The organism is Streptomyces sp. RFCAC02, assembly GCF_004193175.1.
GTDB lineage: Bacteria > Actinomycetota > Actinomycetes > Streptomycetales > Streptomycetaceae > Streptomyces.
In genome coordinates this window covers 1,797,774-1,823,681 of record NZ_SAUH01000001.1, presented here as the reverse complement: position 1 = coordinate 1,823,681, position 25,908 = coordinate 1,797,774, and the positions used below count along the sequence as shown (strand labels likewise).

Below are 25,908 nucleotides of genomic sequence, written 5' to 3'. Positions count from 1 at the left end.
CATCTCACCGACGCGGCAGCGCGGCACCAGGCTTCTTGGCGGTGACGAACGAAACCCGCGGCCGGTCCGGCCGCCGTGGTGGCGAGGGGTGGCCATCGCCGGTGCCTGCTTCGCCGTGCTGCTCACCCTCGCACTGGTGGTCAATCTGGTTGGCGGCGGCAGGGACGACGCAGGCGGCCCGTCGGTCGGAGACGAGGCCGGAGCCGTCTCCGACGAGATCGACCGTGCCGTCGGTGGAGACCCGCGCACCGTGGAGCGCGAGCTTGTGAACGGCGTGCCGGTCGGCTATCCCCGTTCGGAGGCCGGTGCCGTTCAGGCCGCGGTCAACTACCAGATCGCGAGATCGTCGAGGGCGTACCTCACGGACGCGGCGGCGAGGCTCGGCGTCATCGACGCCATCGCCACCGCTGAGTTCCACGACACCCTGATCAACAACGACCAGGTCGCGATGGATCGGGTGCTCGACTCGCTCGGTATCACCAAGAAGACCGCCGACTCCCTCATCGCACGCGGAGCCGCCATGGGAACGCGGACGGACAGCTATTCCGACGACCTCGCCACGATCAGGGTGTGGATGACCGGCTTGGTCGGCCTGACGGAAGCGGACGCCCCGCTGCCGGTCTCCGCCTCCTGGACCACCTACACCCTCACCCTCCAGTGGCAGGCCGACGACTGGAAGCTGGCCGCGGTCAACTCCGCGAACGGACCCACACCGTTGGATTCCCGCGGTGCGATCCCGAGCACCGTCGAGGAGTTCCGTATCGCCGATCGGATGTTCCATGCGCCTCCGTTCGTCGGCTGAGACCGGTCTGCCCTGGCGGCCGTGGCTCCTCCCGATCGTCGGGCTCGCTGTCGCCCTCCAGGTGTGCCTCGCGGCTCAGCCTGCGCAAGCCAATGACATCAGTGACTGGACCTGCACCCACCTTCCGTTCGCGGACAAGGTGTGCTCGGCCTTCGAGTCGGTCGGCGAGGCGTACGACTTCGCGACCGATCCGATCGGCTACCTCGCCGAACTCTGCCGCGAGGCGCTCGCCAGCCTCTTCGGTTACATGATCGAGGTGCTCCTCTCGACCACGCACATCGACTGGGGCAACACCGGATTCCTCCGCACCTATGCGATGGCCTTCGCGGTTTCGTCGGCGCTGACGGTGATCCTCTGGTTGATCGCCGCGGCGAAGCGCGCCCTGCAGGGGGTGCCGATGGGTACAGCGCTGACCGAGTCGATCGGTTTCCTGCTGCTGTCCGTCATGGTGTCTGCCTTCGCCCCGGCAGCGGTGGCCTACGCGACCCAGATGTTCGATGAGGCCGCCGAGGCGATGTTCGCTCCGGTGGCCGACGACGCCGCGGACCTGACCGTTGCGGTGACCGCCGCGCTGGGGGTTCTCCTGGCCATCCCGGGCGGGCAGCTGATCGTCGTCTTCCTCGCCCTCGCCATGCTCGCCGCCGTCGCGTGCGTCTGGCTGGAGCTCATCGTCCGCGACGCCCTCATCCTCGTCGGCCTTGTCTTCGGCACCACCGTGTTCAGCGGCCTCGTGGACCGAGACCTGTGGGGGCAGGCACGGCGGTGGGTCGGCGTCATGGGCGCGATCATCGCCAGCAAGTACGTGACTCTGACCACCATCGCGCTCGCCACCGGCATGCTCGCCGGAGAAGGCAGCGAGGACGCCTCGGCCGCACTCGCCTTCGCTACCCTGTTCACCGCCATCGCGCTGCTCTGGCTCGCCCTCTACCTCCCCTTCCAGCTCGCCAAGTTCCTGCCACTGCTCGGCGACGAACTCCAGTCGGTCCACCACTCCCGCGACGGCCTCAAGGGCCGCGCGCTGAGCGTCGGCGGCCAGGTGAGCGACACCTTCAACGAGCTGAGGTCCCGGTACGGCATGGGCGGTGGGCACGGCGACCGGGCGGCCAGTGGAGCGGCGCCGGGGGTGACGCCCGACAACGACGCGGTGGTGGCGAGAGATTCGGCAGGACGCACGATGCGGGGCGACGCGACAGCCGACACGGGCGACCAAGCTGGTCTCCACGAGGCGTCGGACGCCGGCACCGAGGGTGGGAAGCACCACGACCCGGGCCGTCCCGGTCCCACACCAGCCGGCTCGGCGAGCGCCATGAGCGCGAGCGGCACGCCGGGACCCGGCAGCTACGACGGTGCGGCGGCTGTCCCGGACCCGACCAGCGGCACCGGGCCGTCAGGGGGCGATGCCCCGATCGGGTGCCCGCCGTCAGAACCGCTTCCGCCGGCCGAAGCCCCCGGCGCAGTACCGCCGCAGCGTTCCAGCCCCGACGACCCACCAGGCCGGAGTGAATGACCCATGGCCCGCACTTTCACCTTCCCGCGGCCACGACCGCGCGGCCTGCTCGGCCGGAAGCTCGACGGCGACGAACAACTCGTCCTGGGCGCCGGATTCCTCGGCGGCCTCGCCGCCGTCTGGCTGGTCGACAGCGTCCTGTTGAGGCTGCTGGGCTTCGCCGCGATCGCCGGCGGCAGCGCATGGGCGACGCTCGCGCCGTACCGGGGTCGCACCTATCTCAAGTGGTTCGAGATCAACCGCACCTACGGCAGGCTGCTCCGCGACGGCACCCTGCTCTACCGCTCCCAGGCCCCTTACGCGGGGCGGCACACCAACGGCCGCCGCCTCCCGATCGCCGCGCCACCCGGCGTCCCGCACAACATGCAGTGGATCAGCGCCCGCACCGCCTACGGCGAGATCGCGGTCCTCCTCCAGCCGGACGAGCTCATGTTCACGGCAGCCGTCGAAGTCGAGGCCATGCGGGACTTCGGCAGCCTGGACGCCGACGACAAGGAGTCCCTGATCCGGGCCTACGAGCACCTGCTCAAGTCGACCGCGGACGGCGGCGGCCGGGTCCGCCGCCTCCAGTGGATCACCCGCGTCATCCCGACCGACCCCAACGCCCACGCCCGTGACGCCGCCGCCCGGCGCGCCCCCGACACGCCCGCTTGGCTCGACCACTCCTATGGAGAACTCATCCGCCAGGTGGCCGTCACCGCCGAAGACCGGCGGCTCATCCTCGTCCTCGGCATCCCGTACACCACCGAGCTGGTGGCGGAGGCCCGCCGGTACGCCACCTTGCACGAGGGCTACGCGGCGGTCCTCGGCAAGGAGATCGAGGCGTTCGCCCGCAGCCTGCCGCGGGGCCAGCTCCGGCACGTCCGCAACCTCGACGAGTCCGCGCTCGCCTCATACCTGCACCACGCCTACGACCCGGCGCACTGGATCGACGACACGACCGGCATGGACCGGGTCACCGCCTGGCCCGCCGAACTCGACGCCCGTGCCCATGACCACCTGGCCTCCCGAAGCTGGGAGGCGTCGACCGATGCCTGGTACTCCCGAACGGCCTGGGTCAAGGAGTGGCCCGTCCTGCCGGCCGGCGTCAACTTTCTCGCGCCCCTGCTGCTCTACGTCCAGGACGTCATCCTGTCGGTCGCGGTCACCATGCACCTGGTGCCGCCGGATCAGGCGATCACCGAGGCGATGGCCGACGCCACCAGCGAGCTGGGGCAGGCCGACAAACGCGCCAGCCGCATCGAGGACCCGCGCGAGCAGAAGGCCCAGCAGGCCTCCATCGCCACCATGCGAGAGATCGCCGACGGCGCCGCCGGCGTCCGCTTCACCGGCTGGGTCACCGTGACGTCGCCCAGCCGCGACGCGCTGCGACGTGATGCCGACACCGTCCGGAACGGGGCCGCACGCAGCGGGCTGCGCCTCGAGTGGTGCGACAGGGAGCACTACCGCGCCTTCGCCAACACCCTGCCGTTCGCCGGCGGCATGCTGAAGGAGGGGCGCTGACCCGTGGTGACGATGCTCCGCTCCCAGGCCCAGACCCGGCGCCGGGCCATCCGGTCCACCACCACCAACGCGTGCGGTCTCTACCCCGCGGTCGGCGCCGCCGGCATGGATCCGCGCGGCGTCATCATCGGCCGTGAGGCATACAGCGGCCGGGCCTACATCTTCGATCCCTTCATCCTGTACGACCCCTCAGCCCGCGTCCGCCTCCCCAGCGGTCATGTCCTGGTGCTTGGCAAGAGCGGCCACGGCAAGTCGGCACTGGAGAAGACGTACGTCTTGCGGCAGCTGCGGTTCCGCGACCGCGCGTTCTGCGTCCTCGACGCGCAGGGCGAGGACGGCACCGGCGAGTGGGACGGCATCGCCAGAGAGCTGGGCATCACCCCCGTCCGCCTCGTCTACGGCGGCGCCGGCGACGGCGTCCGGATCAACCCGCTCGACCCGCGGATTCCCCAGGAGCACCAGTTCAAGGTGCTGCTGTCCATGGTGGAGATCCTGGCCGGCCCGCCCACCGCCCAGACGAAGTTCGCGCTGGCCGAGGCTCACCGGGTGGCACTCTCCACCGCCCGGACCTCGCCACGGGGTGCGGTCCTCTCGGACGTTCTCGACGCGCTGACTGCTCCGAGCGCCGCCTGGCTCGGGCAACAACTCGTCGAACCGGCGGAGCTGGCTGACTGGGGACGGCCTGCGGCGCTGGCCCTGGACGAGCTGTGCAACGCGGATCGCGACTTGGCGGGCCTTTTCGACGGCCCCACCACCGAGGGCATCGACCTCGCCGCCCGGCTCATCGTCTTCGACCTGACGCGCCTGCCGCGCGAAGGCGAGGCCATGCCGCTGCTGATGGCCGTCATCGGGCCGTGGATCCGCTTCGGCTGGATTCGGCCCGACGACACCGTCAAGCGGACCCTGATCGTCGAGGAGGCGTGGCACATCCTCAGCCACCGTCCGGTCGCCCGCCTCTTCGAGGAACTGGTCCGGTACGGTCGCCGGCTCGGTCTCTCCTTCTGGGCCATCCTCCACCACCTCGCCGACCTGGTCCTGGACGAGGCTCCCGAGGCCGCCGCCATCCTGAAGCTGACGGCCACCCGCGTCGTCTACCACCTGGACCGGGAAGAAGCCGAGACCACCGCCTCCTACCTCGGCCTCACGGACTGGGCACGCGAGGCCCTCCCGGACGGAGCCAACATCTGCGCGCCCGGCCGCGCCATCTGGCAGGTCGGCTCACGCATCAACCTGGTCGAGCACATCAGGACGGCGGCCGAGATCCGGCTGACGGACACGAACCGCCGTATGACCGAGACGAGTACGCCCAGCCCCGATGACGAGGCCGTTGCCGCTCCCGTGATCCGGCTGCGGAAACGAGGCACGCCATGACGCAGGGCGCCGCCACCCCACGCACTGCCGCCCGGCTGCGGCTCGGCCGTGACGCCCTGTGGGTAGTGCCGCTGACCGTCATCTTCCTGCTCACCGTGCTCGCGCGCCTCGCAGCCGTCCTGTCGGGGCTGTGGACGTACGGACTTCCGGCGCGCATCGGCTGGGACTTCACGGAAGGCACCACTCTGTCGGTGTTCGCCCATCCCACCGACCCGGCCGCCGCCTGGCCGGCCGGCAGGGGAGTAGGCGGGCCGATCGCCTACTGGACCTGCTTCGCCGTGTTGCTGGTCGGCGCGGTGCTCGGCGCCTGGCGAGGTTACCGACGGTGGCTTCGCCGGGGCACGGACGGCGCGGACGGCATGGCCACCGCGACCCAGCTGGAAAAGGCCATGGGGGAACGACAGGCGCTTGCCCGCGCGGCCTCGCTACGCCCGTCGATGTTCGCGCGCGACTCCGCCTCCATCACCATCCGGCACGTCGCCGTCTCCGCAGGACGCGCCGAACCTTCCGCGATTCCGCTGTGGATCTCCATCGAGGAGAGCGTTGTCCTGGTCGCGCCGCCGCGCGAAGGCAAGACCAGTCAGATCATCCTCCCCGGAATCCTCGACTTCCAGGGCACCGTCCTCGCCACCAGCTCCAAGACCGACGTGCTCTACAGCACCGCGGTGCTGCGCCAGCAATACGGTCCGGTGCTGGTGCTCGACCCCACCGGCCTCTCCGGCTGGCCGCAGCAACTTCGCTGGCCGCTCACCGCTGGCTGCGAGGACTATCAGGTCGCCCGCAAACGCGCCGAGACCCTGGTCGCCACCACCAAGAGCGAAGAAGGGACCACGAACGGCGGGTACTTCAGTCTCAACGCCAAGACAGTCATCACCTGCTGGCTGCATGCTGCTGCCCTCCACCGTCGTCCGGTTTCCGACGTTCTGAGCTGGGCGGCCGATCCGGACAACCGTGAGGCGGTCGACCTCCTCGCGCTCAGCGGGCGGCACGGGCTCGCCGAGGCACTGGCCGGTCAGCACGCCGCCGCGCAGGAAGAGCGCAGCGCCACATGGCGCACGGCCCAGCAGTCGTTCATCGCGCTCTACGACGACAAGGTCGCGGAGATCTTCGCCCCGGAGCCGGACGCCGATGTCTTCGACATGGCCCGGTACCTCACGGACTCCGGCACGCTCTTCCTGATCGGCGAGGACGAGGAGGGCTCGGCTCTTGCTCCGCTGAACGCCGCCTTCGCCAAGGCTCTCTTCGACACAGCCAAGTCGATCGCCGGCCGAGCGCCCAACGGCCGCCTGCCCACCCCGCTCGGCTGCTTCCTGGACGAGCTGGCCAACGTCGCGCCGCTCCCCGAGGTCCCGTCCCTGATGAGCGTCAGCGGCTCCCAGAACATCTTCGTCATGGCGGTCCTCCAGTCCTACGCCCAGGCCGAGGAGCGCTGGGGTCAACTCGGCGTGCGCAAGATGTACGCGGCCAGCACCGTGAAGATCTTCCTCGGCGGCATCTCCGACCCCGAGGAACTGAAGAACTACAGCGCACTCGCCGGCGAGTTCGACGAGGACGTCGAAAGTGTCTCCGACGACGGGGACCGCGTCTCCGTCTCCACCCAGCTGCGCCGCCGCCCGGTGCTCGAACCAGCCGACATCCGCATGATCCCCGAGCGCGGCGGGCTGGTCTTCCACCGCCGAACACCCGCGACCCGAGTCTCGTTCACCCGTGCCCACGAGGGGCCGCGCGCCGAGGAGATCGGAGAAGCGACCCGCAGGGCGCACGAGCTTGTCAACGGAGGTACCTGATGGCGGGCGGCAACGGTTTCGACGACATCTTCACCACGCTGGCCTCCATCAACGCCGAGCTCATGCTGCTCAGCGAGCGGGTGAACATGCTCGAGGAGGGCCGCCCGCCTTTCGGGTCGCCGCCGGACCTCCAGTCCGTCGCCGGCACGCCCGTCTCATGGAGCGACCTACCCCCCGACGAATGGACCGCGACGTGGCTCCGGTTCGTGAAGTGGGTCCTCTGGCTGGCCGACCGCTACGAGGTCACCAACGACCAACTGCCGCGCCAGTGCTGGTGGCGACACGGCGCGGTGGTCGAAGAGCTGACAGCGCTGTGGACCTCGCACCAGTCGGCCTACGCCCCCGGAGGAGATCCCGGCTCGGCCCCCTACCTCTGGCAGGACGCACTGGCCAGAGCCGTCGAACGCATCGGACGCCTCTGGATCGGCACCTGCCGCAACGGCCAGCACCGCGAGCGACACCGAGAGACGTGGACTGGCGACGCCACCTACCTCGACGACCTCCTCGCCGCCTCACCCCCCATGCAGAAGGAGAACGAACCACCGTGCCCATGAACCGCTACGGAATCGAGGGATGGTTCTTCGACTCAGGTCGCTAGCAGTACCGCCTACTGCAGTCCCTGATGCCGTCGCTCTGCCTTGTCATCCTCCCGCCGGGCGTCGGCTTCGTACGATTCCGCAAGCTTTTTCAGCAACTTCCTGGTTCGCGGCCACGCACGTACGCGTTCGGCCTGTTCACGGAAGCACCTGGCCAGCTCCGATTCTTGCGCTCCGCCGTCCAGAAGACCTCGGCTGGTGACGCCTCGTTTGTTGTAAATACCGATGCTGAGCCCCCGTTCGAGATCGCTACTGCTGACCTCTTCGAGTAGATCCCGGACAGCTTCAGGGATGTGCGAGTCGTCCGGGTCGCGCGGGGCGAAAGCGAGCACTTCACCGATCTGCTCGTCCCCGATCTCGGCGCGGTCCCTGGCAGCAAGCTCTGTTCGTGCCGTTATCACCCACGTATGCAGTGCAACTGGGTCGAGCGTCCCTTCGGCCGTCACACCGGGACATATGTGCATGGAATGAAGAGCTCTGTAGGAATGAAGTGCAAGAGCGCGTCTTTTCTCTTGCTCGACGGGACTTTCGGTGTCCTCCTCGGCTCTGTTGCTGGGGTGGAAACACCACGTCACCAAGTCTGCGAATGCTATGGGGTCTTCAGCCAGTGTCTTGTGAAGCGTGGGGGCCTCGGCGTCGAACCCGAGAGCGGGTAGGAATTGCCACTCCAGGTCGAGTGCACGTTGACGCCCGACATGCTCGTGATGTCGTGCTAGCAGCGCGAAGAGATCCTGGAAGCGCGAACGAAGTCGACCGAGCTCCGCATCTTCCATGCCGGATGCGATGAGGGCTTCAAGTCCAGCAGCGACGATCTCGGCGGCCTCAGCACGGTCCCCTTCCCTGTCGTATAGAAGAATCAAGCCCAAGGCTGCCGCAGGGCGGCCTGCGGTCAACAACGAACGGGCCGCCTCCAGGGCTTGCGGGAACTCGGCACCTAGGCCGTAATAAGAAAACTCGCGCCAGTAGTATTCCTCCACTTGTGGGCTAAGGTCGGCAAGCTTGGGCCATGCGGTGGCTGGGTCTGGGGCGAGCCGCAGAATAACAGCCTGAGCCAGCGGGTTCTCGGTGGAAGAAAGAAGTCTGTCGCGGAGGATTGTCCCGTCGGCGCGCATGCGTCGATGCAGATACCCCATCGCAACTTCCTTGGCTGGTGAAACACCTTCCTCGAGCCACGACAGCAACTCTCGGTCATATTCTTCAGAGTCCTCTGCCAGGGCAGTGCCTACCAGATTAGCGAACTTCGTCGCAGAGGCTAGGGCCACAAGGGCTTCCAAACCTTCGATGGCGACCATCTCCGCAACCGCGGCAGCCCGCCGGGCGAGAATCTCCGCTTCGTAGGCGGCGAAGTCATCGCGACGCCTGAGGTCGCCGAGAGTGATCCAGTCTGCTTCAAATAGCCAGGCGTGCCGCTGTACCGGATTCGGCGGTTCCAGTGCAGCGCAGGCGACTTGGAGTGGGCGAAGTTCATCGGCAGTAAGTGCCCATGCAGTGTCCGAATGCTCCTGGTGCTTGGAAATCATGTCGCGCAACGCACGGTAGAGAACCGCACGCCGATCGAGACATTCGGGGTCGTCGGCCAGCTCGGTCAGCCGTTGCGCGATCTCAACGCGATGCCTCGAAGGGAGTTCGTCAATCCTGTCAATCATATCCGCATAGAGGTCGGGTGCGGAACTTAGTTCGCCGAGGAGTAGATCTGCGACGGCATCGATAACCTTCAATCGATCATCATGGGTAACGGTGATGTCGCCTTCTTTCCAGTTCCGGAAATGCGGCACAGGGTGGCTTTTCTGTATTGCGCGCTTGGAAGGAATGAGTTGGAGCAGAACCTTCCGGCCGACTGCTGGGTTTGTCCGGGACAGGCGTCGGATCACTGTGATACGGTCCTCGGCGGGGGCAGTAGTGTTGGGAGCCCAAGCGCTGAGAATTCCCACCAGACTCGCGAGGGGGCGATTCGAGAGTCGGCCGCCAGGGTCGACGGCAGCCAGCGCGGTCAGTACGTCGATTGCATCATCGAGATGCTCCGGGGACCATGCCAGGATTTCCAAGGACCACAGGAACTGCGTGTGAGGAGAGCTGCTTCCCAGTCCGATATTGTCAGGCTCGTTGTCGGTGAACATGGCTGTGTGAAGGGGCGTGGCGCCAGCGAGCCCTTCGTGCATCGCATCGATGAACTCCTCCGGAGCGGCCTCAGCCAGCAAGGTGAGGACATCGCCTAGGGAACGCCACAGGCCGTACGTGTCATCAGCATTGGCCTGCTTCAGTAGGTCATGGACCAAGAGCCGCGCCCATCGATCCCCCGTGGTGCCTTGCGGACCCCTCGCGCCCGTGCCCAAGATGCCCAGGAGAGCCAGTGACTGGGCGAGCCCTGCGCGAAGGGTGCTTGAAAAGCGCCGCCGCACGCCCATCGCCCCAGCCCTCCACCGCTCGTTCGGATCTAGGCCGAGAATCGGGTCTGTTTCAGTCAGTACTTCCATGACTGCTGTTCGGAAGGCCTGCAGATCGTCGCTGGTCAGGGAAGCGCCGAACAAGGTCCAGGCATCTTCCACAGCGAGTACCTGCCAGGTCTCTTCCAGATGGCCGAGGAAAGGAATGTCGGTGCCGGCGGCAAGTTCCCGGGCACGTTCCTGCACCTCTTCGTACTCAAGCCCCAAACACTGTGCCAGCACGCGACGGTCTTCCGGATATTCACCGTTCCAGGAATTCAGCAGGAGGAGCCGTCGGCGGACAATATCGAGCGTCGAGGCCCATTCTGGCGTGAGTGGCTCCGGGTGGTGGGCCAAGGCTCGACGCAGTGCGAGCAGGCTGCGACGACCGAGCGTGCCGAACCGGACGGCACGCTCACGCGACATGCTTTCGGACCACAGCACGGACTCGATAACCTGGCTATGAAGTCTGGGCACCTTCACATCGCACGGGCCGCCGGGCATCGCCGTCCAGACGAGTTGGTGAGCGTGCTGCTGTGTAATGTCCCGTGCGAGGGATGGGTCCGCGAGGACTAGAGTCAAAGACTGCGGCTGCGTGATCAGTTGCTGAAGACTGCTGCTGTCGGAAACGAACAGCACCCGCGCCCCCACCTGACTGGCTCGCAGAATGCCTTCCTGTTCTAGCGCAGCAGCAACGAAGGCGCAGAGCTCGTCGGGGCGCATATCCCCACCTAGCGCGATGACCGGCCTTCTGGTGGCGAGCACAGCAGTGAAGTCGGTGGCTGCCCTTTCTCTTCCGGCCAGCACCACTGCCCGGCCCAGCGGCACGCGCGTTGAGCGGAGCCAGCTATCAGTCCACCATGCTTCTAGAGACCTTACGCCAGGCAGCGCCTTCCCCAAGTGGGCCGCAAGCCACGCCGTGGTCGCGGGCGCCTGCTCTAGCCAGAGGTCGATCGTGTCGAGATTGTACGCGCGCACCTCCCGCCACCGACCATCCTTTGTATGGCGGTCGGACCAGGCTCGAGCATCCCTCCATTTGTCGAGGATAATCTCCACATAGGTGACGTCCGCGGTGGTGAGCCCTTTCGGTCCTGTCATCCTCTTCTCGTAGTCTTCCTCGGCCTTTCCGTTGCCGCCGCCAATAGACAACTCCCACACTGAGTGCCCTTCCGGCACAAACACCGACTGTCCCGAGGTCGTGACAATGCCGTCGAAACCTCCGACCGCAATGCCAGAGCCTCCTGGCATGTCCAGAGATTTCAATCCTTCCGCTGTCTCGGCTATCAGGCGCCTTATCAGCAGCGGGAGTACAGTAGCGAAGCCGGCGTCGCCGCGCGCCTTGCGTAGATCGTCACGATCAATGGGTGGCCATGCAGTCATGCCCCGACGGTATCGCCACTCGCTGACATCCACTCCGGTCTCGACTCCGTGGTGCCCTCATGCGCGACGTGTCGCTTTCTGGCAGCAGGGAGCCCATTCGGGCAGCAGCCGCATTCACCGGCGGGGCTGTTCCTGCTGGTCAGGCTGCCACGGGACCGTCCGACTCCCGCATCGGACCTGTGTTGGGGGGCGTGCGCCTTCCCGCGACACTAGATACCTCTACGAACATGTCCAGAAGATCTGCTGTCGGTGGCTCCACTGCTCCTTTGGCCCCGACTACCGACTTCTAGGACGTGATCGAGGGATTGGGGTGGTGGCGGGAGGGCGCTGGTCCCGTCGATCGCCTTCATCGGCCTCGGGTGAACGGTTGGCCCTCCCGGTGGCTGGGACGAGCGTGTGGGTGTTGCACAGAAGCTGCCGGATGCGACTCCGTTGGAAGAGCATCAGGGCGTCGTGCAGGCGTGCCCAGCGGGCACGTAGCTCGTCGTCGTCCGGGATGTCTCCGAGAGGTGTGTCGGAGGCGGTGGTTCGGGTCAGGCGCCAGAGTGCGATGGCGGTGACGAGCTGCCGCCACTGTGCCTGCTGGGTTTCGTCAGCGGGGTCTGGTGCGGGGATCTCGCGCATCCATGTTTCCGGCGGCTCGTCGCCGTTGAGGATGAGGTGAAGCGCGAGGTCGGCGGACGCGGTGGTGGCCGCGGTGGCCGCTTCCCGGTCACCGGGGTCGGGGAAGTCGGTGGCGAGCATGCGGTAGAGGTGGTTTTCTGCGGCCCGGGCGGCGATCCGGGTGCCCAGGGTCGGGTCGTCGGGCCGTGCATGCGCTGCGGCGGTGGCGCGGGATCGGCGGCCGACGGTGTCGATACGTCGTTTCAGCTCGGTCCAGGCATGGGCCTCGCGCTGCTCTTCTGGAGGCGGCCCGATGCCGTTGACGGAGTCGCCGAGTCCGTGTTGGGCACGCCAGGCTTCGGTGAGCGCGGCGGTGTGTTCCCAGAGCTGCCGCAGTTCGCCGCCTGTAGGCGGGACGGGGCCGAGTGGGCGTGTCCAGCCCGGTGGGTGGGTGGCGAGCAGAGCGCCGACCTGGGCCAGTCGTTGGGTGAGAACGCTGCGGCGTTCTTCAAGGTGCTGGCGCCAGGCGGGCGGGACGTCCGCCCGTTGCAGAGCGGCGGAAGGGGCCAGCCACTCAGGCAGTGGCCCGGACTGGTCAGGGGTCGGGGGAGGGCCATGCGGGAGTCGGCGACGGAGGCGCTGTTCGGCGCGGACGCGGTCGGCGATGATGTCGGCACGGCGGAGTCGTTCACGTGCCGCGTCCTGGCGGTGGAGGGTACCGGTCAGCTGGGAGCGGATGGTGCCCAGCGGCTGCTGAGCGGTGCCGCTGGAGTCGATGCCGGACTCCCGCTGCCAGTCCTCCCGCATTCGGTGAATCGGTCGCATGGCTCGGCGCAGGCGGAGTTCGCGGCGGAGTCCGGCGTGCTCGGCAGCGGCGCGCCGTTCGACTTCGGGCGCGCCGTCACGTGCCGCTCGCCGCATGAGGAGACGGGTGTCGGTGAGAGCGGCGGCGAGCTGGGCTCGAGTGAGGGAGCCGCAGGGCCGGTGCGGCCATGGGGGCACCGGAAGGCTGTCAACGATGACGGGGCGAGGCTGGTTGGCGACTGCCGCGTCGGCCCGGCCGAGCTCGTCCAAGGCGTGCCGACGCAGGCGTTCGGCCTGCGCGAGGAGACGGCCGAGGCAGTCCTGATCGACATGTTTGAGCGGGCGGCTGCCTCCTGGTCGGGCTTCCTGTTCGGCGGCCCGCCGAACCGCCGCTCGACCTTCGGCGGCCTGGGTATTGATGCGCCAGGAGAGTACGGCGGCCGGCTCGTCGGCGTCGGAGAAGCCACAGGCGTCGTGGCAGTCGGCGAGCAGCCGGCCGGCGTCCCAGCCCTCCGCCTCGGCGGCGCGCAGGGCGCGTTCGACCGCCGACCAGGCGTCGGAGCTGATGAACCTCTCCGCGGCCGCTCCCAGTACACGGCGGGCGGTGCGTTCGAGGCGAAGGCTGTCCGCTCGGCCGTGGACGTCGGCGTACTCGGCGACGAGTTGGGCGATGCTCCCGGCGCGTTCCTGCTCGGCGCGGATCGTCCCGTGAGCGGAGGCCGAGGCGCGGCTGCTGTGGACCACTGTGTCGAGCACATCGCGCATGCTCTGGCCCTCTTCAGTGACGACGTGGAGGTGGTTGGCATGCCGGCCGCGGGTGGCCATGACATAGGCGGCCTCCCGGCTGGTACGGGCCGTGATCAGTCCGTGTGCGGTGTCCACCGTCACCCCCTGGGCGCGGTGCACGCTGCTCGCGTAGCCCAGCTCCGCGTGCTGCTGCAGGTAGCCGGCAGGGAGCACGACGCGCCCGCCGTGGTCCGTGTGCCGGGCGACGGCGTTGCCGTCCTCGTCGAGCGACTCGATGTGCCACTGATCGCCGTTCTTCACGAAGTCCCGGCCATGAAGTACGGACAGCCGTCGCTCGTTCCTGCGTGTCACGATGACGTCGCCGACACCCGCCCGCGTCTCGTCGCGCAGGGCGATGGACCGGCCGAGATCGATCCGGCCGGTGGCGAGCTGGTGCGCCTGTGCCCGGAGATTCAGCTCGCGCACGCTGTCGGCGTCCTCGGCCATCATCAGCGGGTGCCGTCCGGCTGCGGTATCGGACTGCCAGGCCGTGAACACCGAGTTCAGCATGGTGTCCGTGTCGCCGCCGACAATCCGGCCGGCGGTAAGGTGCCACCGCCAGGCGTCGGCCGGATTGCCGTCGCGCAGCAGAAGTGTGGCGGCTGCCTCTCCCGGCGTCCGGAAGCGGTGCAGGGTCTCCAGCTCCACCGCCCCCACCTCGCGGGCGACCAGACGTAGTGCTCCGCCCGATTCGACGGCGCCCAGCTGCGCCGGATCGCCGATCAGCCGTACCAGCGCGCCGGCTGCTTCCGCCTCCTCGACGACCCGAGCGAGGTTGCGGGTGCCCGCCATACCGGCCTCGTCGACGACGATGACGTCGCCCGCACGCAGCTGGAACTCTTCCCGGATCCGGCGGCCATCAGCGGCACGTTCCCGTTGCACCAGCCACGAGTGCAGGGTGTACGCCGTGGTATCGAGTTCGCTCTCCATGACCTTGGCGGCCCGGCTGGACGGTGCCAGCCCGATCAGCCGGCCGCCACCGGCGACCACTGCCTCACGGACCAGCCGCAGCGCCGTGGTCTTGCCCGAGCCGGCTGGGCCGATGCCGACCACCAGGAGCCGTTCCGAGCAGGCACACGCCTCCGCGAGCCGGAGTTGACCGGCGTCCAGCTGCTCTCCCCCGAACCGTTCGGCGACGGTGGCGAAGCGGTCGACGCTCAGCGCGGGGATGACGCAGGCGCGCGCCGCGTCCAGCAGGCGTTGTTCGTTCGCCAGCACCGCGTGGGAGGTGTAGAGCCTCGATTCCCGGCGCCGGTAGATGCTGCTGCCATCTGCGCGCAGGAGCGGGGCGAAAGGGGCGTGGAGCTCAGGCGGCGTGATCTGCAGAGCGCCCTGTTCGAGGACGGTCCCGGTGATACGTTCGGCCAGCCCTCGAGTGTCCCCTCGGCCGCCCGTCGCGCGGACGACGTAGCGTCTGGCCTCGGCCAGAACGTGCCGCTCGCCCCACACCGAGCGCTCCTCCGACACCACCCGCAACACCTCACGAGCGGCCTCCGCAACGTCCATGGTGACCGGCGCGCCGCTGGACGCAGCGGTTTGCCGGGCGCGGCGCAGGAGGCCGTCGATCCGCTCGGCGCCGAACATCGCGATGGCCTCGGAACGCCAACTGGCTCGGAGGTCAGCCAGCGCCCGTGCCTTCTTCTTCCCCGGTCGGGTGCGCTGCGCAGCCTGTTGGATCAGAGCGATGCGGGTCGTACCGTCCGGCTCCCGCCCGTAGCGGCGCCGGTATTCGGCAAGGAGCTGGCGCAGCTCCGCGTGGATGTCCTGTGCGCGCTTGGAGAACGCATCGACCAGGTCGTCGTCCAGCCCGCTGATGGCCATGACGGGCCGCTTGCCCGGAGTGACCTCCCGCTCCTGCGCTCGAAGGCCCAGCCGACCGCACAGTTCCTCGACGACCCGCTGGTTGTACAGCTCGCTGGCCGCTACGCCCATCGCGTAGAGCAGCCGGCCGTCGATGCTGCGCCATTTCCCGTCCAGCCCGCGCACCTTGTTGGCGACGACGACATGGTCGTGAAGGAGGGGGTCACCCCGGCGGCTGTCGTAGTGGCGGTACCGGGCAGCGATCAGTCCGCCTCGCACATCTTCCTGGGCGATGCCGTTGACGCCGGTCCGGGTGGCCAGCGCGTGCCGTTCGATCCAGTCCAAGGTGTCGGTGATCGCCTGTTCATGCGCCTTCTGGACTTGCCGGCATGTCTCTTCGTCGCCCAACGCCCAGAGAAGCGAGCCGTACTTGTTGCGGAACACGAGGTCGTATCCGGCGACAGCCTGCCGTCCCGAGGTGGTGTTCGCGGTGATGTATCGGCTCAGCTCCTCGCCGTCCTTCGGCGCACGCCCGAAGTCCTCGCGGAAGGCGCGGGCTCCGGCCCTGCCGCGCAGCCGCCGACGTTCCTTGTCCGTCGCCGCGCGCCCATGGTGGTCCTCGAACTCCTCGATGGCGGTCTGGATCTGCGCTGCGAGTGGCCCCTGGTCCTGGTCGTACTGGTAGTAGCGTCGGCCCAGCCGCGCTCTCCTGATCGCCGCCTTCTCCGTCTGCCCCTCTTGCAGGGCACCCTCGATGATCCGATCTGCCTCCGGATGCAATCCCTCACCGTAGAGGGCCTTCATCTGCGCCTCGGTGACCGTCCCGGAGACACCGAGTTCCACGGTTCCGGAACCTACCCAAACACCAGGTGGATTTCCTTCTGCCGTGTAGTAATCGGTGAGCCCACGGCGCCCGGTTCGACGTTCGTCGCCGCTCGCGATCTCGCGTGTGTAGTAGAGGTAACCATTCCCAGCGGAGAGCTTGTGAATGGTCATCATGCGCAGAGGCTACCTCGTGACATTGTGAATGCAAGAGCTTCGATGCGCGTGCCGTCGCGGACGCCCCCAGGCGGACGCGGCGGCACGCGCATCCGCGAAGCGTCTGGTTGTCCACAGGCGGGCTCTCCCGAGCACGCCTGTGGACAACCAGGGCGCCAGCTGTCCGTACGGCGCGGGGTAAAGCCCCAGCCAATCCGTCTTTCTCGTCGCTGCGGGAATTCCGCTGCGACATACGTCTGATGGTTCACAATGGAATTCCCGCAATGGCGACAGAGAGGAGACGCATGGCGAAGCGCAGGGCTTCACGTGCTGTATTGGCGAGAGAGAAGGCGCGCGCACTGAACGTCGAACGGCGGAGGCGCGAGCAACAACTGGAAGACCTCGCGACCCGGTGGTTCGAGGCGGAGAGCACCATCGCCGACATCGACGCGGCGACTCAGACGAAGATCGATCGATACTGCGCCAGGGCGCGAAGTGAAGCGGAGCGGGAGACCGGGCGGCTCCGGGGAGAGATGGCGGACGCTGTGAGCGAGATGCTGAAGCTGGCCGGCATCCGGTCCGTCGCCGAGCGCCTGGGGGTGCCAGAAGGCAGCATTCGAGAGGTCCGGCCGCCGCGGAAGCGGGAGGCCCCAACTCCCGTCAGCGCCCCACCAGCGGGCGAGACGACGGACGGTGCGGATGAGGAACTCCTGACGCCGGCGTAACAGACACCGCGGCCCTCGTGCAGGCCGTTACCGAGCCAGCGCGAGGGCCGCAGCGTTCGTACGTTGGTGCTCATCACCCATTGGGGGAGGGCGGAACTCCCCAGGTCTGCGGGCGGAGGGGCGTCGACGAAGGCGCCCCTGGAGGCAGAGGAACCGTTACCGGTGCCGGCTGTGCGGGCTGCGTCGAGTAATAGGTGGCCTGTCGTCCGACCTCGGCCGGTGAAGGGCACCATCTCACCCGACCGCCTGCGCGGATTTCCGTCCGCCAGGGATGGTCGGCGCTGAACAGAGTCCACAACGGCTCACCATCGCGAACCGTCACTTCATAGCGAGCGAGGCGGAAACCGACGCGCGTCCCATCGTGCGTGTCCACCTCTACCTTAAAGCCGATCCAGTCGGGGTGCAGTTCCTCGATCGGAGACTCGGCCATTACGTTTCTCGTCACAGACTCCCTCTCTGCGGGTCTGGTGAATGAGCTGCTTCTTGGTGGTGCGGTCAGGGAAAGGAGCGGTGCCGTCTCAGCGAGAGAAGCATTGTTTTTCCCCTTGCGGGGCGGGCGTAATCACACGCCGTGTCCTCGATCGGCCTCTCTGATTTTTCGAGACAGCGCAGAGGGCAGAACGGATCTTCTGCTTGCGTCAGGCAGACGCCGAGTCCTTCTGTCGGACACCTGCTCTGCGGGAACGGGACATGCGGGCGGTGAGGCGACGTGGGGCGTGGTGGACCGCGGTGGCGTACAGCTTGAAGTGCCAGCCGGCGATGCTGCGCGGCTTGTTGCGGCGTAGGTCCTTCATGGCCTGCTTCACGATCTGGTCGACGGTGAGCCAGACCCAGTCGGGGACGGTGTCGATGTGGGGGGCGGCGGTGCGAGTGAAGCCGGGGCAGACGGCGAGGACGCGGACGCCGAAGGGGGCAAGGTCATGGCGGAGAGACTCGCTGAAGTTGATGAGCCAGGACCTGGCGGCTCCGTAGGTGCCGGTGGGGAGGAGGCCGGCGACGGAGGCGATGTTGAGGATGGTGCCGCGTCGACGGGTCGTCATGCCCGGGATGGCTGCGTGGGTGAGTCGGAGGGGGGCGCGGACGAGGAGGTCGAGCATGCGTTCCTCGTCGGCGAGTGGGCTCCGGGGGAAGGGTTCGGGGAGGCTGTGGCCGGCGTTGTTGACCAGGACATCGATGGCCGCGGACGCGAGGTACTTCTCCACGGTGGCGCATCCCTCCGTGGTGGCGAGGTCGGCGTTGATGGTGTCCACCCGGATGCCGTGGCGATCCGTGAGCTCTGCGGCGGTGCGCTCGAGCCGCGGCTGGTCGCGGGCGACGAGGACCAGGTCGTGGTGGTCGGCGGCGAAGCGGTGGGCGAAACCCAGGCCGATGCCGGAGGTCCCTCCGGTGATGAGAGCGGTGGTCATGCGGAGTGTCCTTCGGGTTCCGGCGTACGCCGGGTGGGACGGGACGTGGGGGACTCAAACGAGAGTGCCGATGGGCTCCGGGTCCGGGAGGGATCGGGCCATGGTCGGCCAGTGGCGGGACAACGCCAGGAGCAAGGCCGTGTCTCCCGAGTCCAGGCCGGGCAGCGGATGAGGGCTGGAAGCGGGCTCTCCAGCGAGTTTCGCGCGTCTGGCCTGCGCGAGGGCGCCGGCCAGAGCTGCGGCCGCCGTGTCGGCGGCGGGGACGCCCAGTTCCCCGGCACGTTCGAGCGCGCGGTCGTATGCGCCGGGAGCCAGGTGGGCTTGCAGGTCGAGGGCAGCGTCGTAGACCTCGATGATCTGCCGGTGTTCCTGCAGCGCGAAGGAGGTGCGGAACCGGAGGAACTGCCGCATCCGTGTGCGCTGGGGCGGGACCAGAGCGACGGCGGGAACGGCGGTGACCAGGTCCCGCCACAGAGGCCACAAAAGCCAGATGCCGCGCGCTTGCCGAACGCGTTCAGTGGCTCCGGTGGCGAGCGGAACCAGGAGAGTGAGGGCGCGGGAGACGCCGTGCAGGTTGATGAGCAACGCCAGCCACGGAAGCGCATCGGGGATGCGAACGAAGAGGTGAACGAGGTAGCCGACCCAGTAGGCGACGGCCAGGACGCTGCCGATGGCGAACAGCTTCAATGACCAGGCGAGGTCGCGGTCCCCGCTGCGTACCGCATAGCGATGGCACAGGACTGCGATGACGAGATCGGCGACGAGATGAACACCGCACACCACGAGCCAGTAGGCGGCCGACGGCTCAACTGGGCCACCATGTGAAGGGATGCTGGGTCCGGCATAGCCACCGTGGGCGAGATCCATGCCGATCAGCACCAGCACGGCGGCGGTCGTGACGCTGGCGATCAGCATTCGCGCGCGGCGCGGTCGTGCGCAGTCGACGACGAAGAGCAGCGTGAGACCGGCGGCCAGGATGCCGACGATGTTGCGGGCGAGGGTGATGGTCCGGGCGTCACCGGTGATGTCCACGGCCCAGTCAATGACCTCCGGCTGGAACAGCGTGGTCGCGCTCGCCGCCGTGAGGATCGCGAGCCACAGCGCGCGCTGACGAGGCCGTGCCAGCGCCGGGCGAGCACGAACGATCAGCGCCGCCCACATCAGCAGGACGCTCCACCGGCCGACGTGTTCGGCGCACTCAGCTACGGTCATCGGCCCTCATTCCGAGCATCGTGCGCAGCCGGCCCAGTGCTCCGGTGACCTCGGTCGACTGGTGATCGCCGTGCAGGAGGCTGGCGAGCATTTCGGCTTCCTGTTCCTCGGCGGTGGTGTAGCTGGTGCGGGCCATCAGCCGCTTGATCAGGCGGGGTTCGAGTCCGGTCAGCAGGTCTTCCACGCCACCGCCGAGGCCGTCGTTCGGCCGCGGGGCATGGTGATCGGCCAACATGTGGCCGAGCTCGTGCCGGACGATGTGCTCGCGGTGTACGAGGGCGGTCCGCGCCTCGAAGAAGACGAAGTCCGCGGCGTCGGTGCCCAACCACAGACCGCATGCTCCCGCGCCGGCGGCCTGGTGCGGAAGCTCCTTGAGAACCAGCGGCCGACCCCGCATCCCCTCCACCCACCGCACGAGGGATTCAAGGGAGCTGGACCGGGGGACGCCGAGGTCGTCAAGGATCTTCCGGCAGCGGTCCTGCAGACGGACGTACTCCCTGAAGGTCGTCATTCGCTGCTCCGCTTCTCCTTCTCGCAGAGAGCATCGATGGAAGATGTAAACACTCACGTCTGCCTTTCCCTGCTTCGCAACGGCTGGGTGCGTCGCGAAGAAGTCGCTGTCGAGGGTCGGCATCTCAGCTCGGCGAGCTGGCTGAGAGGCCGGAGCCTTGCGTGTCTCCGGTCGGGCGGCCGCGGTCGACTTGCTCGTCGGAAAGCGCGTGCACCACCGCGAGGATGGCCTCGAGGTGTGCCTCGGACAGGCCACCGGCGCGCGCGGCCAGTGTGTGTACCTTGCTGTTGCCGAGAGCGACGGCGAACTCCATCTTCCGCCGCACGTTTTCCGAAACCTCGGGGTCGGTGAAGTAGTCCCGGGTTACACCGAAGAACTCGGCGAGCGTGTGCAGATGGTCTGCCGTCACGTTGCGTTTGCGTCCGGTCGCCAACTCCCACAGGTATGTACTGGAGAAGGAGGTGCCGGTTGCCTGTTCGATTTCGACGGCCATGTCCTTGTAGCTCGGACGCTTCCTGTTGCGGTAATACGCAGAAATGATCGTCTCTAGGCGTCGGGCCAGTGGTGGGAGGTCCGTGTCGCCGTGATTACTTCCCATGGCTCCGCTTTTCGTTCCTTTGTGCGACTCAATCCGTCGCGACTCGCATTGCGGGCGCGGATGAAGCGCCGCGTTCCCTTATACAGCTGTCCGCTGTCTCCGGCAACGGCGCACCTGTTCGGCATGGCGTGCGATCGGAAGTTTCTTCCAGGTAGGAGCCGGGCGCGTCGTTTGTTGCTGGTCGGCTGGGGGGATGTTCAGTTCAACGCGCAGCGGACAGATTGACACTGCGGTGTCCGCTGGATAGCTTTCCGTCAGCAAGGGGTTGGACTGGCGGGTATTTCCTTGCCTGCGGCGTCGTCGGGGCAATGAGCGCTCTTCGGCGCGTACGCCGTACCGGCCGCCGTGCCTTGTCATCGAATCTCCGCCTGACGAACGAGTGCCACTATCCACGAAGGAGCAATCTCCTCCATGTCCGCGCGGCGACCTGCCCTACTCGGTCCCGGGCAGCCAACAGATGGCCCCGCAGAACAAGTGGCCTTTCCCGGGCAATGCCGTTTGTCGTCGACGAGCTGCGGACCGGCGCGAGCCTTTCAGGGGGGCGCTGATCAACCTGCGGCGCCAACCGCGCCAGGTGAGGCAGTGGACATCACGAACGTACCCTTCGTCGTCTCTCTTGAGTTCCGCGGCAACGTCCACGTCACGATCCAACTGACCGGTAGTGGTGGCGAGAGTTTGGTCCGGAACTCCCCCCGCGCCGAACCGTCCGCGGAGGCGCGGGAAGCATGGGCTGCGCGTACGCTGGCCGCCGCCAGCTGGTTGATGCCGAACCTGGCTCCGGCACTCATCGCGGAAGTCCTTCAGCTCGGGCATGTCTCGCCTGGGTTGCGTGGCCGAGACGACGGTGAACTATGAAATTGCGGTTGGCGTCCCGGAGCAGGAGCTGGGACGCGTTCCACCTGGATCTGTGCGCCGGGATCGACACCGGATACTCGGTGGGGGTGCCATTCCTGCCCGCCGGGAACCGGAACCGCCCGCACCTCTATTCGGCCAGGCCAGGCCAGAACAGGCGAGAACAGGACAGGGCGGGACAGGTGAGGACCCTTCGTAGTTTGCCCGGAACAGAGATGGTCCGGGGCCGAGACGTGGCTGGTGCACGCCTGGACCGTGGCTCGCAGGTTTCGCGAGATTGCCGTGCTGCGCGGTGGACCGCATTTGAGATGTCGGTGCGTTCCACTTCTTGATCAGACGAGTGGCCGTTGTGTAGACTCCGCCGACACGGTGCGTGACGCTCGGGGAGCATCCTGTGTGCAGCCGCCGGCGCATGGGGGGGCTGTGCCTGATTCGATAGCCGTGCCGACGGGTGTCCAGCCAATCAGCTTCGACGTGCACGCAGTCCGCGGGGGAAGCCCCGGCGGAGCCCGCGACGACTTCGAAATGATGATCGTTCAGCTCGCCGACGCGACGACCCCAAACGTACGGTCCGTCGCTGCCAACCCAGGCGACTGGGGCATCGACGCTTTCGCCGGAAACCTCGGCGGAGCGATCACAGTGTGGCAGTCCAAGTACTTCATGCCGGTCACCACCAAGAAGCACGTGAGGCAGGTCGAAGACTCGCTCGACAACGTGCTGAAGGCAGCCGTCAAGAACGGCCACACGATCGCCAGCTGGATTCTGTGCATCCCCTCCAGCATGGACGGCCCCATGACAGCATGGTGGGACACGTGGACGAAGGCGAGGGAGAAGGAACACAGCCTCGTCATCCAGCTCTGGGACGAGACCGCCCTCCGAAAGAAGCTGCTTAGCCCCGAGGGCGACGACGTGCGTCGCGGCTTCTACGAGACCTACGCTCAGGCCGCCCCCGCCTCCGTGGAGCAGCTTCGGCTGGTACTCGAAGTCGAGGACGACAAGGCAGCCGCCCTTGGCTCCGCCTTGTTCATTCGGCAGATGACCGAGGCCGGCCACGTGGAGCTGGACTCGGCCAAGAGGCAGTTCTTCAACGCCGATCTGGTGGCTCGCGAGATCGCGCACAAGGATGTTCCGGCGGAGGTGGCGGCGCTCAGTTCCGCCGATGCGACGCTCCACGGTCTATGGGAGATGCAGTTCAACGAATGCGTGGCCGAGGACGCGCTTCGGGCTCTCCACACCCGTGTCTGGCGCGATGTACGCAACGAGCACGACAAACTGCCGAAGTCGCTCCGCCTGGAGCTGGTGCACAGCTGGGGGCTGGTGCACCGGCTTGTGGAGAACCGCAAGGCGGGATGGGTCAAACACTGGCGGCAGATCGCCGCCGAGCACTCCGACGGCTGACCGTCGTCGCCTGTCCTGTCAGATCTACGAGGAGTTCGCTGTGGAAGCACACCGGCCGGTGATGATGCCGGAGGACGAGGTGGCCTTCCGGCTGGCGCAGCTGCTGCTTCTTCTCGACGCTGTCGCCGGACAGGACGCGAAGGGGGCGAGCCTGGAGCGGATCGGGTACTACGACTTCCTGTCGGCGAATCCCTTCCTCGTCGTCGATTCCGACGGCCGGGAGGGCAATATGCTCAGGCTGGCGGGGTTCGATCCGCAGGTGCTTTCGTACGCGTCCTCCTCGCAGCGCTTCACCAGTCGACGTGAGCGCATCCAGCACGACCTCGGACTGCTCGTGGCTTACGGGTGTTGCGAGGTCCACAACCGCAACGGCGCCTTCGCTTATTCGATCAGCAACCGCGGTCGGGAACTCGGGGCGCGCTTCACCGCGACCTACGCCGCGTCGTTCGCCACTGCAGCGTCCATCGTCGTGCGTCGCCTCCGCAAGCTCAGCGACAAGGCGCTGCGGGAACAGACCGCACGGTGGCTGCGGCCGGATGGAGAGGGCAGGCCCGGTGCCGCGCTCCTCAGCGTGCTGGGGCCGGGACCGCAGGCACCTGACATGCCCTGGGAGGGATGACCACCATGCAGCCTCTGCCTGGCATCCGGGTCCGGCACCTGCGCCTTGCTGGCGTCAGCCGGAACTATGACGTCGATTTCACCCAGGACCAGCGGGTGCGGGACCTGTCCGTGGTGGCCGGGGCATTCAGCTCGGGCAAGACCGCGGTGTTGGAGTTCATCGCATACGGCCTTGGTGGGAAGCGTCATCCACGGCATCCTGAGGTGCTGCGGAAAGTCCGTTCCTGCCTTCTGGAAGTCGAGCTGTCCGGCGAACCGCACGTCATCGAGAGACCCGTCGGGGAGCCGTCGAAGGTCGCCTACGTACGCCGGGGGACGCTGGACAGCCCGCCGCAATCCAAACCTGAGAGTAGGACCATCGAGCCGGCGGGAGCGCCCGAGAGCCTCTCCGCTCTGCTGCTGGGGCACTGCAAGCTCGAAGGCGTTCAGCTGCGGCAGGCCCCCTCCAGCCGTGAGTCCCGGACCGACCCCCTGAGCATCCGCGACCTCATGAACCTCGCGTTCCTGCCCAACGAGCGCATCGCCTCCATGAACTTCCTGTTCGAGAACGAGTACATGAAGAAGCACAAGCTGAAGCAGGTGGTCGACGTCGTCTTCGGCGTTCACGACGACCGCGCCGCCGAGCTTGGGCAACGCATCAAGGAACTGGGCGTCCGACTCACCCAGGCACGCTCCGAACTCGCCGCAGCACGGGCGTTCGTCGACGAGCAGGACGTTCCCTCGGTCGGCGCTCTGATCGCTGAGCAATACAAAGGCGAGCTGCGGGGGCTGACCGAGCAGCTACGGGTGCTCGACGAGGCAGCGCAAGCCGGCACCACCTTCGCCGGGCGTCTGCGCCGCGAGCACCAGCAAGCTGCCCAGCGTGCTCGGCTAGCTGCTGGCGTGGTACGCGACTGCGAGACGCAACTCACCCGGATGATGCCGCTGCGGGCGCAGTACGCGGACGACCTGGTCAAGCTCAACATGCTGGCCGAAGCGCAGCGCCTGTTCGACCCTCTCAGCGTCACGACCTGCCCGGCGTGCCTGAACCGGCTGCCCGCTCCCCCCTCGGTGGAGAACGGCTCGTGCAGTCTGTGCAGCCACGAGCTGCCCCACGACGACGGTCACCGGACGCTCGGCACCGCCACAGCCGAGCACTCGTCGGATGAGGGGCGGGTGGACGTCGCGGCGGAGATCAGAGCCACCAAGGCCCGTTTGAAGGAGATCACTGCCTACATCGAGGACCTGGACAGCTCGCTCGCCACGTTGAAGCTCCAGGCAGAAGACGCCGCCATCGACGAAGAACGTGCCGCGGCCGCGGTCGACGAAGCCACTTCGCCCACCGTCTCCCCGTTCCTCACCGCTCGCGACAACCTCCAGCGCCGGCGCGAGGACGTCCTCCGTCATCTCCAGCACGCTGAGAACGCGGCGAAGCTTCAGGCTGGCCTGGAGAAGCGCGCCGCGCTCGTGGAGCGGCAGGAGGCACAGATCGAACGCCTGCGGGAGGAACGCGACCGACTGGGAGATGCCACACAGGACAGGGACCTGGTCGTCGGCCGAATCAGCGGCCGGTACAGCGACCTCCTGCGGCAGTGGCGCTACCCGAAACTCAGCCAGCCGATGATCGACACGAACCTGGTTCCTCACGTACGCGGCGGCTCCTACCGCGAGGCGTCATCCGGCGCCCGGACACTCCTGACCCTGGCCTGGCAGCTGGCCGTCTTCGAGGTGGCCGTCGAAACATCGGCCGCCCACCCCGGCTTCCTCATGATCGACAGCCCGCAGAAGAACCTTGGCCACGGCGCCACGCGGGACGCGGTAATCGCAGACGCGATCGCCATCGACGACTTCTACCGCCACCTGACCAGCTGGCTGGCTGAACAGAGGGCTGGTGCCCAGGTGATCATCGTCGACAACAGTCCGCCCGTGCTCGTGGAAGAGAACGTCGTGGTCCGGTATAGCCGCAACGAGGACCGGCCCCCCTACGGGCTGATCGACGACGAGACCACTACAGACGAAGGCAGCCCCGAATTACCTCCTCACCCCGCCTAGTGAGCTGGTTGTGAGTTGATTCGGCACCACGTAAGTCGGGTTGCGTACCAGTTCGTGGGTTTGGCTGACGGGTGCTGGTCGGTTTCGGTGTGCTGTTGGTTGTGGGTGACAACAGGCTGGAGCCGCTGGTCCTGAGCGTGGCCGAGCGGCAGGTGTTGAACAACTGGGTCAAGCGTCGGACGACTGCGCAGGGTTTGGCCCTGCGGGCGAGGATCGT

17 protein-coding genes are annotated in these 25,908 nt (G+C 67.5%); 11 read left to right on the top strand and 6 right to left on the bottom strand.

Annotated elements, in window-relative coordinates:
• The first annotated feature begins 88 nt into the window (after positions 1-88).
• The 6 genes from EMA09_RS08365 to EMA09_RS08340 are packed head-to-tail and all read left to right on the top strand — an operon-like array spanning position 89 to position 7,524.
• Entirely contained in the window at positions 89-802 is a 714-nt protein-coding gene (locus EMA09_RS08365; protein WP_240796300.1) for a hypothetical protein, read from the top strand.
• Positions 780-2,309 (top strand): hypothetical protein, encoded by a 1,530-nt coding sequence (locus EMA09_RS08360; protein WP_129840380.1) that lies wholly within the window; start codon positions 780-782, stop codon positions 2,307-2,309. Before EMA09_RS08365 ends, EMA09_RS08360 begins: the two co-directional genes overlap by 23 nt.
• A 3-nt stretch (positions 2,310-2,312) precedes the next feature.
• On the top strand, positions 2,313-3,812 hold the full coding sequence (locus tag EMA09_RS08355; protein WP_240796299.1) for an SCO6880 family protein: 1,500 nt from the start codon (positions 2,313-2,315) through the stop codon (positions 3,810-3,812).
• A gap of 12 nt (positions 3,813-3,824) precedes the next feature.
• Positions 3,825-5,183 carry an ATP/GTP-binding protein gene (locus EMA09_RS08350; RefSeq protein ID WP_240796640.1) on the top strand — a complete coding sequence of 453 codons (1,359 nt, stop codon included), beginning with the start codon at positions 3,825-3,827 and terminating at the stop codon, positions 5,181-5,183.
• The gene (locus EMA09_RS08345) at positions 5,180-6,970 is read left to right on the top strand and encodes a TraM recognition domain-containing protein (RefSeq protein WP_129840376.1); all 1,791 of its coding nucleotides are present in this window, start codon (positions 5,180-5,182) and stop codon (positions 6,968-6,970) included. The genes EMA09_RS08350 and EMA09_RS08345 overlap by 4 nt, the downstream gene beginning before the upstream one ends.
• Complete coding sequence (locus EMA09_RS08340) at positions 6,970-7,524, top strand: hypothetical protein (RefSeq protein ID WP_129840374.1); 555 nt, start codon at positions 6,970-6,972, stop codon at positions 7,522-7,524. Before EMA09_RS08345 ends, EMA09_RS08340 begins: the two co-directional genes overlap by 1 nt.
• 53 nt (positions 7,525-7,577) lie before the next feature.
• On the opposite strand, the gene EMA09_RS08335 is transcribed toward EMA09_RS08340, so the two are convergent.
• Together EMA09_RS08335 and mobF are read right to left on the bottom strand one after the other, a co-directional pair.
• Entirely contained in the window at positions 7,578-11,369 is a 3,792-nt protein-coding gene (locus EMA09_RS08335) for a hypothetical protein (RefSeq protein WP_129840372.1), read from the bottom strand.
• A gap of 276 nt (positions 11,370-11,645) precedes the next feature.
• Complete coding sequence (gene mobF, locus EMA09_RS08330; RefSeq protein ID WP_129840370.1) at positions 11,646-16,361, bottom strand: MobF family relaxase; 4,716 nt, start codon at positions 16,359-16,361, stop codon at positions 11,646-11,648.
• A gap of 284 nt (positions 16,362-16,645) precedes the next feature.
• Between mobF and EMA09_RS08325 the strand changes: the two genes are divergently transcribed.
• Entirely contained in the window at positions 16,646-17,065 is a 420-nt protein-coding gene (locus tag EMA09_RS08325) for a hypothetical protein (protein ID WP_129840368.1), read from the top strand.
• A gap of 638 nt (positions 17,066-17,703) precedes the next feature.
• On the opposite strand, the gene EMA09_RS08315 is transcribed toward EMA09_RS08325, so the two are convergent.
• From EMA09_RS08315 to EMA09_RS08300, 4 genes are all read right to left on the bottom strand, one after another.
• Positions 17,704-18,471 carry an SDR family NAD(P)-dependent oxidoreductase gene (locus tag EMA09_RS08315; RefSeq protein ID WP_129840364.1) on the bottom strand — a complete coding sequence of 256 codons (768 nt, stop codon included), beginning with the start codon at positions 18,469-18,471 and terminating at the stop codon, positions 17,704-17,706.
• 54 nt (positions 18,472-18,525) lie between these two features.
• Positions 18,526-19,683, bottom strand: coding sequence for an MAB_1171c family putative transporter (locus tag EMA09_RS08310; RefSeq protein ID WP_129840362.1), 1,158 nt, complete (start codon positions 19,681-19,683; stop codon positions 18,526-18,528).
• Positions 19,670-20,194, bottom strand: coding sequence for a regulator component (locus tag EMA09_RS08305; protein WP_129840360.1), 525 nt, complete (start codon positions 20,192-20,194; stop codon positions 19,670-19,672). The genes EMA09_RS08310 and EMA09_RS08305 overlap by 14 nt, the downstream gene beginning before the upstream one ends.
• A gap of 124 nt (positions 20,195-20,318) precedes the next feature.
• Positions 20,319-20,687 carry a hypothetical protein gene (locus EMA09_RS08300; protein ID WP_129840358.1) on the bottom strand — a complete coding sequence of 123 codons (369 nt, stop codon included), beginning with the start codon at positions 20,685-20,687 and terminating at the stop codon, positions 20,319-20,321.
• A 687-nt stretch (positions 20,688-21,374) separates the two neighbouring features.
• Here EMA09_RS08300 and EMA09_RS08295 point away from each other — a divergent pair.
• The 4 genes from EMA09_RS08295 (at position 21,375) to EMA09_RS08280 (ending at position 25,691) form a co-directional block, all read left to right on the top strand.
• The gene (locus EMA09_RS08295; RefSeq protein ID WP_129840356.1) at positions 21,375-21,647 is read left to right on the top strand and encodes a hypothetical protein; all 273 of its coding nucleotides are present in this window, start codon (positions 21,375-21,377) and stop codon (positions 21,645-21,647) included.
• A 420-nt stretch (positions 21,648-22,067) separates the two neighbouring features.
• On the top strand, positions 22,068-23,042 hold the full coding sequence (locus tag EMA09_RS08290; protein ID WP_240796298.1) for a serine/threonine protein kinase: 975 nt from the start codon (positions 22,068-22,070) through the stop codon (positions 23,040-23,042).
• A gap of 40 nt (positions 23,043-23,082) precedes the next feature.
• The gene (locus EMA09_RS08285; RefSeq protein ID WP_129840354.1) at positions 23,083-23,661 is read left to right on the top strand and encodes an ABC-three component system middle component 2; all 579 of its coding nucleotides are present in this window, start codon (positions 23,083-23,085) and stop codon (positions 23,659-23,661) included.
• Entirely contained in the window at positions 23,658-25,691 is a 2,034-nt protein-coding gene (locus EMA09_RS08280; RefSeq protein WP_129840352.1) for a DNA recombination protein RecN, read from the top strand. Before EMA09_RS08285 ends, EMA09_RS08280 begins: the two co-directional genes overlap by 4 nt.
• Positions 25,692-25,908 lie beyond the last annotated feature (217 nt).